General features: G+C 63.4%; 10 protein-coding genes. 4 read left to right on the top strand and 6 right to left on the bottom strand.

The features are described 5' to 3' along the window. Positions 1-57: 57 nt before the first annotated feature. The 3 genes from LZ012_RS15920 to LZ012_RS15910 all read right to left on the bottom strand — a co-directional run bounded on the left by LZ012_RS15920 (position 58) and on the right by LZ012_RS15910 (position 4,574). Positions 58-534: a dihydrofolate reductase gene (locus LZ012_RS15920; protein ID WP_275711857.1), complete on the bottom strand. Its 477-nt coding sequence runs from the start codon at positions 532-534 to the stop codon at positions 58-60. 3 nt (positions 535-537) lie between these two features. Then, entirely contained in the window at positions 538-2,127 is a 1,590-nt protein-coding gene (gene pgi / locus LZ012_RS15915) for a glucose-6-phosphate isomerase (RefSeq protein ID WP_275711856.1), read from the bottom strand. A gap of 245 nt (positions 2,128-2,372) precedes the next feature. Beyond that, on the bottom strand, positions 2,373-4,574 hold the full coding sequence (locus tag LZ012_RS15910; protein WP_275711855.1) for a hybrid sensor histidine kinase/response regulator: 2,202 nt from the start codon (positions 4,572-4,574) through the stop codon (positions 2,373-2,375). A gap of 99 nt (positions 4,575-4,673) precedes the next feature. On the opposite strand from LZ012_RS15910, the gene LZ012_RS15905 reads away from it, so the two are divergent. Next, positions 4,674-4,913 (top strand): hypothetical protein, encoded by a 240-nt coding sequence (locus LZ012_RS15905; RefSeq protein WP_275711854.1) that lies wholly within the window; start codon positions 4,674-4,676, stop codon positions 4,911-4,913. Between the two features lie 44 nt (positions 4,914-4,957). Here LZ012_RS15905 and LZ012_RS15900 read toward each other — a convergent pair whose 3' ends face one another. Continuing rightward, on the bottom strand, positions 4,958-5,752 hold the full coding sequence (locus LZ012_RS15900) for a thymidylate synthase (RefSeq protein ID WP_275711853.1): 795 nt from the start codon (positions 5,750-5,752) through the stop codon (positions 4,958-4,960). Between the two features lie 178 nt (positions 5,753-5,930). Here LZ012_RS15900 and LZ012_RS15895 point away from each other — a divergent pair, with 178 nt between their 5' ends. Next, positions 5,931-7,481, top strand: coding sequence for a hypothetical protein (locus LZ012_RS15895; RefSeq protein ID WP_275711852.1), 1,551 nt, complete (start codon positions 5,931-5,933; stop codon positions 7,479-7,481). A gap of 27 nt (positions 7,482-7,508) precedes the next feature. Here LZ012_RS15895 and mog read toward each other — a convergent pair whose 3' ends face one another. Next, positions 7,509-8,093 (bottom strand): molybdopterin adenylyltransferase, encoded by a 585-nt coding sequence (mog, locus tag LZ012_RS15890; protein ID WP_275711851.1) that lies wholly within the window; start codon positions 8,091-8,093, stop codon positions 7,509-7,511. After that, entirely contained in the window at positions 8,086-8,622 is a 537-nt protein-coding gene (yjgA, locus tag LZ012_RS15885; RefSeq protein WP_275711850.1) for a ribosome biogenesis factor YjgA, read from the bottom strand. The genes mog and yjgA overlap by 8 nt, the downstream gene beginning before the upstream one ends. A 69-nt stretch (positions 8,623-8,691) precedes the next feature. Between yjgA and pmbA the strand changes: the two genes are divergently transcribed. Continuing rightward, positions 8,692-10,035, top strand: a complete 1,344-nt coding sequence (gene pmbA, locus LZ012_RS15880) for a metalloprotease PmbA (RefSeq protein ID WP_275711849.1) — start codon at positions 8,692-8,694, stop codon at positions 10,033-10,035. A gap of 97 nt (positions 10,036-10,132) precedes the next feature. After that, complete coding sequence (locus LZ012_RS15875) at positions 10,133-11,221, top strand: TRAP transporter substrate-binding protein (RefSeq protein WP_275711848.1); 1,089 nt, start codon at positions 10,133-10,135, stop codon at positions 11,219-11,221. Positions 11,222-11,232 lie beyond the last annotated feature (11 nt).

The following is an 11,232-nucleotide window of genomic DNA, read 5'->3' as shown; positions in this document are numbered from 1 at the left end:
GATCGGCCCGATGTGAAAATGCCCGCTTCGGCGGGCATTTTTATTGATGGTGGCGGGTCAGCGTCGCCGGTAAGTGACGAAGGCGTAGCCGTCGCCGGGGGCGGTCGCCACCTTGTTCCAGTCGGCCGCCTGAATTTCGGGGAACCAGGCATCGCCTTCCGGTTCGAGATCGACTTCGGTGATTTCCAGACGATCCGCGACCGCCATCGCCTGCCGGTAGATCTGCTCGCCGCCGATGACGAAGGCGGTTTGCGAACCGGCAACCAAGTCCAGCGCGGCGCTAAGCGAACCGGCCAGCTCGGCGCCGGGGGCGGTGTAATCGGCCTGGCGGCTGATCACGATATTGCGCCGGCCGGGCAGCGGGCGGAAACGCGGCGGGAGCGATTCCCAGGTCTTGCGCCCCATGATCACCGTCTGCCCGGTGGTGAGCGCCTTGAAATGCGCCATGTCGGCCGGGATGTTCCAGATCAGCGTGTTGTCCTTGCCGATCACGCGGTTGCGGGCAACGGCGGCGATGATGACGATTTCGGCCATGGGTCAGGTCCGGAACTGGCGTAGGTGAGTGATCAGGCCACGTGTCGAGGCGTCCAGGGCGTCGGTACCGGTTTCGCCGCGTAGGCAGGGGGCGAGGCGGCCGGTCAGTTGCTTGCCGAGTTCGACGCCCCACTGGTCGAAGGAATTGAGGTTCCACAGCACGCCGAGGCAGAATACCTTGTGCTCGTACAGCGCAATCAGCTGGCCGAGGGTGTAGGGGCTCAGTTCGGGTAGTACGAGGGTATTCGACGGCTGGTTGCCGGGGAAGCGGCGGAAAGGCAGCAGGTGCTCGGGGATGCCGGCCGCCCGTGCCTCATCGACCGTCTGGCCGAAAGCCAGGGCCGATGATTGGGCCAGGCAGCTGGCGAGCAGGCCGCTGTGGTGACCGGGCAGCGGGAAATCCGATTGACCGAGCGCAATGAAGTCACTGGCGACCAGCGCACCGCCCTGATGCAGCAACTGGAAAAAGGAGTGCTGGCCGTTGGTGCCGGCGGCGCCCCACAGAATCGGGTTGGTCGGATAGTCGATGGCCAGGCCATCGCGGTTGGCGCGCTTGCCGTTGCTCTCCATTTCGAGCTGCTGCAGGTGTGCGGGGAGCAGGGCCAGCGAATGGCTGTACGGGAACACCCCCTGGCTATGCGCCTCGAGGAAATTGGTATTCCACAGCGCGATCAGGGACAGGGTCAACGGCAGGTTGCCGTCGGCCGGTGCATTGATGAAATGCTCGTCCATGTCGTGTGCCCCGGCCAGCAGGCGTTCGAAATGGCGGTAGCCGACAGCCAGCGCAATCGGCAGGCCGATGGCCGACCACAGCGAGAAGCGGCCACCCACCCAATCCCAGAACTCGAAGACGTTTTTCGCTGCGATGCCGAATTCGGCGGTGGCGGCAAGATTGCTCGATGCAGCGACGAAATGCCGGGCGATGGCCTTGTCGTCGTTGGCGGCAGCCAGTATCCAGTTTCTTGCGGTACGTGCATTGGCCATCGTTTCCAGCGTCGTGAAAGTCTTACTGGCGACGATGAACAGCGTGCTGCGCGGGTTGAGGCGGGTCAGCCGGCTGGCCAGGTCGGCGCTGTCCAGGTTGGAAACGAAATGAACGCGCAGGTCGGGCTGCTGCCAAGCGGCCAGCGCATGGACGGCCATGCGTGGACCGAGGTCGGAGCCGCCGATGCCGAGATTGACCACGTCGGTGATGCGCTCGCCGGAAAAACCGCGCCAGCTGCCACTGTGGATCTGTTCGCAGAATTCGGCCATGCGCTGCAGCACGCCCTTGACTTCAGGCGGCGCCGCGTCGCCGGCACGCAAGTCCATGTGACGGACGGCCCGGCCTTCGGTGTGGTTGATCGCTTCGCCCTCCACCATCCGGCGTCGCCAGCCGCTGAAATCGGCCGTTGCGGCGAGGTCGCGCAGTAAGGCCATCGTTTCGCCGGTGACGCGCTGTTTTGAATAATCGAGCAGCAAGCCGTTGTGCTTGAGCGAAAAACGCTCGAAGCGCTGCCCGTTGGTGGCGAACAGGTCGCGCAGATGCTGCAGGCGCAGGGCTTCGGCGTGGGCGGCGAGCGCTTGCCAGGCCGGGGTGTGGGTCAGTGTCATAGCCAGGTCGTCAGTCCGGTTGCGCGGGCGGGCCGGTAAAGGTGGTTCGGGAAGGCGCGGCTGCGTTCGTCCGGTCGTGGATTTCGGTAGCCGGCATGATTTTCTCAAATCCGGGCGGGGGCTGGAAGCTCTCGGCTCGGCTTGGCTGGAATCCTGTCACTTTTTTGGGGGCTTATGATACTGCCCTGAACGATCCGAATGCAGCATTGCCAGACGCTTTGGCGTGGTTTAAGCCGTGCGGCGCTTCACTCGTCGACTTGTCCGAGATACTGGACGAGGACTGATGACAGTTGGTCGAACTTGAGCGGTTTGGTCAGGAAATCATCCATCCCGGCTTCCAGGCAGCGTTGCCGGTCTTCCTCGAAGGCGCCTCCCGTCAGCGCGATGATCGGCAGGCGGGCCTGCCCGCTTTCCAGCTCCCAGCGCCGGATATGCTCCGTGGCGCTCAGGCCGTCCATGACAGGCATCTGGATATCCATAAGTACCGCGTCGGGCCGCTCGCTGCTGGTGACGAGTTCGACCGCCTCCTGTCCGTTCCGGACGCTGACCGAGCGTATGCCCAGCTTGTTGAGCAAGGCTTCGACCACTTTGCGATTGGTCGCATTGTCTTCAGCCACCAGCACATGTCCGCTCGCCCTCAGGTTGGTCTCCGTACGGCCGACCGGTGCGGGGCGCGGCGTTTTGCGGCTGTCCTGGTGCTCGGGCTGGAAAGTGGCCGGAATGCGGAACCAGAAGCGCGAGCCTTTTCCGACTTCGCTGTTGACGCCGGCTTCGCCGCCCATCAAGCGGGCCAGGTTGCGGGTAATGGACAGGCCCAGCCCGGTGCCGCCGAATTGGCGCGTCGTCGACGTGTCGGCCTGGGTGAAGGGGCGGAAGAGCAGTGCCTGTTTGTCGGCCGGAATGCCGATGCCGCTGTCGATGACCGAAAATTCCAGCATGGCCTTGTGGTCCGCCGACTCGATCTGGTCGGCTTCGATGCGCACGAATCCTTGATGGGAGAATTTGATGGCATTGCCGACCAGATTGGACAGGATCTGGCGCAGGCGGATCGGATCGCCCCGGTAGCGCCGGTCGGCCGGGCCTAGCCACGCCGAGTCGAGGGCCAGACCCTTGGCCAGGGCCAGTTGCGCAAACAGGCTGGCGGTTTCCTCGAGGATTTGCTGCGGGCTGAAGACCTCGTTCTGCAGTTCGAATTTCCCGGCCTCGATCTTGGACAGGTCGAGGATGTCGTTCAGCAAGGCGAGCAGGATCTGCCCGGAACTGATGATGGTCCGGGCATATTCGTGGCGCTCGGCTTCGGAAACCTCTTCCATCAGCAGCAATTGGGCCATACCGAGCACGCCGTTCAGCGGCGTGCGTATTTCGTGGCTCATGGTGGCCAGGAAGCGGCTCTTCTCGGTATTGGCGGTTTCCGCCTGCTGCTTCAGGGCGAGCAGGTTTTTCGCATCGTTTTCGCGTTGCCTGAGCAGTCGGGCCAGCAGGACGAAAATCAGGATCAGGATGGCCAGGCTGCCGCCGACGACGAACACGATGGCCGATACCGACCGTCGCCAGCTGGCGAGATAAAGGTCTTCCGTAATCGTTGCATTGACGATGATCGGGAACTGGTCGAGCAGCCGCGGCGAACCCATGCGGGCCTCGACGACGCTGCCCGTGGCGAGGCGCTCGCCTTCGGTGATGACGACGCCGCTCTGCTGCTGCATGACCTCGATGACCAGATGCGAGGAACCGCTCAGGTTGGGCTTGCCGAGCACATCATCGTTGTGCGGCCAGCGGGCGAGATAACGGAAATCCCGGCGCAGCATGGAAAGCGATGCCCCTTCCCCGAGGTGGATGTGCTGGAAGAAATCCTCGAAGAAGTCGACCGACAGGCCGACCAGTGCCATGCCCATGAACTGGCCGTCGGCATCGTTCAGGCGCCGGGACAGGTAGAAGGTCCATTTGCCGTTGCCCTTGTTTTTGACCGGCATGCTGACGTAGGTTTTGATCGCCGGGTTGCCGATGTGCGCCTGGTAATAGTCGCGATCGGACAGGTCGATCGGCGGGGGCGGCCAGGAGCGGGTGAAATTGACGACCTTGCCGTCCCGGTCGGTGATGGTTGCCACGTCGATCTGCGGCAGACCCTCGATCTTGTCGCGCAGCATGCGATGGACGGCCTGGCTGGACATCTGTTTGTGCACGTCCTCCGCGGAACGTATGCCGGTCGCTTCGATGCGCTCGACCATGCCGAGCAGCACCCGGTCTGCCGACGACAGCGACTGCGCGACGTTTTCGCCGATGGTCAGCGAAATGTTGCCGAGCTGGGTCTGCCATTCCTCGATGGCTTCCTGGCGCAGGCTCCAGGCCAGCAGCGCAGCGCTGGCACACAGGATGATGCCGACCGCAACGCCGAACAAGCCAGCCAGCGTGCTCGGGCGGTGGAGGAGGGAGCGAAGGCGTTCGCGCATGATGGCCGCGATTCTACCGGTATCGGCCGCTCGCCGCCTTGTGCATTGCGGTACGGCCGACTGTGTAAGATGGGCGCCTCATTCCTGTCGACGCGACACATGACCATTTTCCCCCGACACGCCCTGGCCTTTGCCCTGTTCCTGCCGCTCGCCGCCTGCGCCCTGTTTCCGTCCTGGCACTGGGCGAGACCGGGGGCGAGCGACGCCGACTATAAGGCGGATGAAACACAATGCAAGGCGCAAACCTATTCCGGAACCGACGGCATGGTGACTAACGCCAGCGTTCGCCGCATGCACGCCTGCATGGAGGCCAAGGGCTGGGTGAAGGTTGCCAACTGAGATTTGCCAACCGGGCGGCCGCCTGGCGCCGCCGGGGAATATTTTCAGACGGCGACCGGTGCCGGAATGTGCGGGTGCGGGTCGTAGCCGTCGAGGCGGAAATCCTCGAAGCGGAAGGCGAAGAGGTCCTTCACTTCCGGGTTGATCCACATGGTCGGCAAGGGGCGCGGCTCACGGCTCAGTTGCAGCCTGGCCTGCTCGACGTGGTTCGAATAGAGGTGGGCGTCGCCGAAGGTATGCACGAAATCGCCCGGCTGGTAGCCGCAGACCTGCGCCAGCATCATCGTGAACAGCGCGTACGAGGCGATATTGAAGGGAACGCCGAGGAAGATGTCGGCCGAGCGCTGGTAAAGCTGGCAGCTCAGCTTGCCGTGGGCGACATAGAACTGGAACAGGCAGTGGCAGGGCGGCAGGGCCATGCTGTCGACGTCGCCCGGGTTCCAGGCGGAGACGATGTGGCGGCGCGAATCCGGATTGTTCTTCAGGCTGTGCACCAGTTGCGTGATCTGGTCGATCAGGCGGCCGTCCGGCGTTTCCCAGCGCCGCCATTGCTTGCCGTAGACCGGGCCGAGGTCGCCGTTTTCGTCGGCCCACTCGTCCCAGATGCGGACGCCGTTGTCCTGCAGGTATTTGATGTTGGTATCGCCCTGGATGAACCACAGCAGTTCGTGGATGATCGACTTGAGATGCAGCTTCTTGGTAGTCATGACCGGGAAGCCCTGACTCAGGTCGAAACGCATCTGCCAGCCGAAGACCGAGCGGGTACCGGTGCCGGTACGGTCGGACTTGTCGTTGCCGTGTTCCAGCACGTGGCGCATCAGGTCGAGATATTGCTGCATCGGGGTGAGTATCCGGATGAAGAGACGAAAAGAGCATTTTACTTGCTGATCCGCCGGTCGGGGCAGTGGCGTGCACGCAATGTAAAGATACAAAATTCGTCGCAGATGGAAAAAATACCCGCCTTTTGGTGTAAAAATTGCAATTTGCACTGCAAACACATTGAAAACGGGGAACGTCGTGTTCGATAAGGTAGCCACGCTGGGTGGTATTTTTGGCCAAAAGAACGATCATCCGCTGGCCAATCCGCGCGAGATGCGCAAGATCCTGAACGACTTGCCGAAGGACAATGCCTTCAAGGCGCTGGACGAGATTACCGGTTGGCTAGAATCGGTCACCGGCGTCGACGACTTTCCGGTGGATCGCCTGTACGAAGTGGCGCAGGCCCTCGAGGAAACCGCCTGGCCGCATCTGAAGCGGCTGTCGCGCGAATATTTCCAGGCGGCACGGCTGTCCCGTTCCGAGGAAAAGCGCCTGTGGTCGATCAATTACGGTTTTTGGACCTTGCTGTCGGTCGCCTACGAGCGGTGCCTGGTCAAGGTTACCGACAAGCCGCGTCCCGGAGAATTGCCGAAATCGGTGTTGCCGGCGCTGTCGGCCAGTCTGATCGCGGCTCTCGGCTGTGTGCTGAAGTGGGAGCAGTTCCACTACGGTCCGTTGCGCACGGAATCGTGGCGGCCTCTCGGCAAGGCATTGCTCGCCGCCGAGGAGGGCGGCGTGGCCGAGCGTTCGGTTGCCATGCCCGGCCGGGCCGGGATGTCTTCACCCGTGCTCGAGTACGAGCGGGTCATGGTTTTCCAGGCCGCCTCGTTGGGCAGTTTGCTGCCGCTCGAAATCGAAATCGCCGAAAAGCTAATCGGCCATTACCTGAGCGGCTTCGTGTTCACGCGTACCGCCTTGATCGACAGCGTGTATTGGTGCGATCTGCGCCAGGCCCAGGCGCCGCAACGCCTGGCCCGGATGCCGGAGTATGCCACGCCGACGCAGCGCTTCATCAAGCCCGGTGACGCCCACCAGGCGATGCGAGCGCTGCTTGATGACTTGGAACGGGGTGGCGACGTGCCGCCGGCCATCGACCTCGGCGGGCAGTATCACCCCAAGCTGCTGATCCGGGTGCTCACGCATCTATCCAGCTACCTGGCGCCCATACCGCCGCAGCGCAAGCACGTTCGGCATCGAGTCATGCACCGGATGTCGGTCTTGCACGGACTGGTCAATGCCTTCGTCGTCTTTTCCGGCGAATTCGGCGGCCGTCCGGCCGGTTTGCCGGTCGAGAGCTGGGTAGTTGAGAACGTTAGCCGCGGCGGTTTTGGCGCCGTTCTCGGCGACGTGCCAGGCGAATGGCTGAAGGTCGGCGCTCTGGTCGCCTTGCAACCGGAGGGGGGCGACAACTGGCTGGTCGGCGTCGTCCGCCGCTATCAGCGGCTTGCCGAAAACGAGGCACGGGTGGGGATTGAGGCGCTGGCCCGCCAGGTCGATGCCGAGGAGGTGCGGGTCAGGTCGGCTTCCAGCTATGGCGCGGCGGCCACGACGCCGGCGTTGCTGCTGCGCGATGGCTGCGAACCCGGCGAGCTGCGCGCTATTCTGCCTTTCGGTTCCTTCTCGCCGCGCGAGTCGCTGGAATATGCCCGCGGCGGCCAGCGCTTCGTGCTGGAGCCGGTGGCCATGGTCGAGCAGACGCCGGATTACGAACTGGCGCGCTACCGCCAGAGCGTGCTCGGCGCCGCCTGACGCTTCCGGCGGCCTACTTCGGGCGGCCTACTTCGGGCGGATCGCCGACTTGGGCCGGAAGGCCTTGATCACGGCTTCGTTGGTTTCGGCATAAGGGCCGCCTATCAGGTCGATGCAGTAAGGCACGGCGGCGAAGATGCCGACGTGGCTGACCGTGCCGTCGGCGGCGCGGACGCCTTCCAGGGTTTCCTTGATCGACTTCGGTTGGCCGGGCAGGTTGATGATTAGCGCCTGCTTGCGGATGACCGCGACCTGCCGCGACAGGATGGCAGTCGGCACGAAGTTGAGGCTGATGCGGCGCATTTCCTCGCCGAAGCCCGGCATTTCCTTGTCGGCGACGGCCAGCGTCGCTTCCGGGGTGACGTCGCGCAAGGCCGGGCCGGTGCCACCGGTGGTCAACACCAGATGGCAGCCGGCCTGATCGACCAGTTCGATCAGCGCCTGCTCGATGGTCGGCTGGTCGTCGGCGATGAGCCGGGTTTCAGCCCGCCACGGCGAGGTCAGGGCCGACGACAGCCATTCCTGCAGGGCCGGAATGCCCTTGTCTTCATAAACGCCGGTCGATGCGCGGTCGCTGATCGAGACCAGGCCGACCATCAGTTCCTCATTCATCGTCGCTCTCCTCAGCAGCCGGGGTGCCCTTCTGATCGAGTTCCTGCAGGATCTGGAAAATGGCGCGGAAGTTCTTCGGCGGCTTGTTGTTTTCCTTTTCCTTCAAGGCATTGCGGCGCAGGGTGCGCAGGTGCTGCAGGTCGACGCCCGGCCATAGGGCGGCAATTTCGGTGAGGACGGCCTCGTCTTCCAGCAGGCGGGTGCGGAAGCGCTCCAGGCGGTGCAGGCGGGCCGTTTCGGCGGACGATTCGCCGCGCAGTAAGGCCAGCCCGGCGCGAATCGGCTCGTCGTCGACGCCGCGCATCAGCTTGCCGAGGTACTGGATCTGCCGCCGGCGGGCGCCGTGGGCGGTGATCTTTTGGCATTCGCGCACGGCGTCGAAAATATTTTCCGGCACGTTGATGCGTTTTAGCTGTCCGACCGAAAGCTCGACCAATTCGGCTCCCAGATCGCGCAATTCATGCATCGCCTCCTTCTGCTTGGTTTTCGAGGGGCGGCCGGTGTCTTCGGTGAAATCTTCGTCTTGCATGGAAACCAATCAGGGGCGGTCAAGGGCGGGCTGTTATGATAGCGATTTTCCCGTTCAGACGCCCCTCTCATGTCCGAAACCGCCGCATTTTCCTACGCCTTCGCCACCCTGCAGCAACTTGCCGAGGATGTGCTCAAACACGCCAGCGCCAAGGGCGCGACGGCCTGCGAAGTCGATGTCTCGGAGGGCTTCGGGCAATCGGTCTCGGTGCGTTGCGACGAGGTCGAGACCATCGAATTCAATCGCGACAAGGGCATCGGCATCACCGTCTATTCCGGCCAGCGCAAGGGCTACGCCAGCACCTCCGATTTTTCGGCGCAGGCGCTGCGCGAAACGGTCGAGGCGGCGCTCAATATCGCCCGCTTCACCGCCGAGGACGATTGTGCCGGCCTGGCCGACGCGGCGCTGATGGCCAAGGATTGTCCCGACCTCGATCTTTACCACCCGTGGGCGCTCAGCGTCGAGGAATCGATCGAAACGGCGCGCCGTTGCGAACAGGCGGCTTTCGACGCCAGCCCGCTGGTCAGCAACTCGGAAGGGGCGTCGATCTCGACCCAGCAGGCACATTTCGTGTCGGCCAACAGCCTGGGCTTCATGGGTGGCTATCCGACCTCGCGCCATTACATTTCCTGCTCGGTGATCGCCGGCGAGCAGGACGCCATGCAGCGGGACGACTGGTATACCACGCACCGCGACGCGACGCGTCTCGACGACCCGCAGCAGGTCGGCCGCATCGCCGCCGAGCGCGCGGTGGCCCGCCTCGGCGGCCGCAAGATCAAGACCGGCGAATATCCGGTCGTCTTCGAGGCGCCGCTGGCCGGCGGCCTGCTCGGCAGCCTGGTCCATGCCGCCAGCGGCGGCGCGCTCTACCGCAAGGCCTCTTTCCTGCTCGATCACCTGGGCAAGAAGGTCATGCCCGATTTTGTACATATCGCCGAACGACCGCATATTCCCTGCGGCCTGGGCAGCGCCGCCTTCGACAGCGACGGCGTGGCGACCCGCGATCGCGACATCGTCACCGGCGGCATCCTGCAAGGCTACTTCCTGAGCGCCTACACGGCCCGCAAGCTGGGCATGCACACCACGGCCAATGCCGGCGGCAGCCACAACCTGATCATCCAGCCCGGACAGTACGACCTGGACGGCCTGCTTGCCCAGATGGGGCGCGGCCTGCTGGTCACCGAACTGCTCGGCCACGGCATCAACTACGTAACCGGCGACTATTCGCGCGGCGCCGCCGGCTACTGGGTCGAGAACGGCAAGATCGTCCATCCGGTCGAGGAAATCACCATCGCCGGCAATCTGAAGGCTATGCTGGCCGGCATCGTTGCGGTCGGCAATGACGTGCAGGTGCGGGGTACCAAGCAGACCGGCTCCATCCTGCTCGACCGCATGACGGTGGCAGGCGAGTAGGCTAAGGGTTTTCCACTATTCGTAAAATCTTCTGGAATGATGAAGAATACGCTCAGCCAATAGGCTTGACGTGACTTACCCGTTTAGAGGAGACAATATGCAACGCCGTGACTTCCTGAAAAAAGCTTCCGTCGGCGCCGCTGCCGGCGCGGCAACCACCCTGGCTGCTCCCGCAATCGCCCAATCGGCGCCGACCATCAAGTGGCGCCTGACCTCGTCCTTCCCGAAGAGCCTGGATACCATCTACGGCGGTGCCGACGTCCTGGCCAACCGACTGCGTGCCATGACCAATGGCAAGTTCGACATCCGCGTCTTCCCCGGCGGTGAAATCGTTCCCGGCCTGCAGGCGCTGGACGCCGTGCAGCAGGGCACCGTCGAGTGCTGCCACACCTGCTCCTACTACTACGTCGGCAAGGACAAGACCTTCGGTTTCGGCACGGCCGTGCCGTTCGGCATGAACGCCCGCCAGATGAACGCCTGGATCTACTATGGCGGCGGCCAGAAGCTGCTCGACGAGTTCTACGGCAACTACAACGTCGTTTCCTTCGCCGGTGGCAATACCGGTACCCAGATGGGCGGCTGGTGGCGCAAGGAAGTGAAGACGCTGGCTGACCTCAAGGGTGTCAAGATGCGGATTGCCGGCCTTGGCGGCACCGTCTTCAACGAACTGGGCGTCGTGCCGCAACAGATCGCCGGCGGCGACATCTATCCGGCTCTGGAAAAAGGCACCATCGACGCCGCCGAATGGGTCGGTCCGTACGACGACGAGAAGCTCGGCTTCTACAAGGTCGCCAAGAACTACTACTACCCGGGCTTCTGGGAATCCGGCCCGACCATCCACTTCTTCGTGAACAAGAAGGAATGGGACAAGCTGCCGAAGGAGTACCAGGAAGCCTTCCAGGCCGCGGCGTTCGAAGCCAACGTGACGATGATGGCCGAATACGACCACAAGAACCCGATCGCCCTGTCCAAGCTGCTGCAGAGCGGCGTCAAGCTGCATTCCTTCTCCGACGAGATTCTCGATGCCGCGTACAAGGCGGCCCAGCAGATCTACGCCGACGAATCCGCCAAGAACCCGGCGTTCAAGAAGATCTATACGGAATGGGAGAAATACCGGAAGACGCAGAACGCCTGGTTCAGCGTCGCCGAAATGCGCATGGACCGCTTCCTGCAATCGCACAAGTAAGCGCCCGTCGC

It is taken from the genome of Dechloromonas hankyongensis (assembly GCF_022012295.1).
Lineage (GTDB): Bacteria > Pseudomonadota > Gammaproteobacteria > Burkholderiales > Rhodocyclaceae > Azonexus > Azonexus hankyongensis.
Note: the sequence above shows the minus strand (reverse complement) of the source record. Positions and strands in the feature narration are given on the sequence as shown.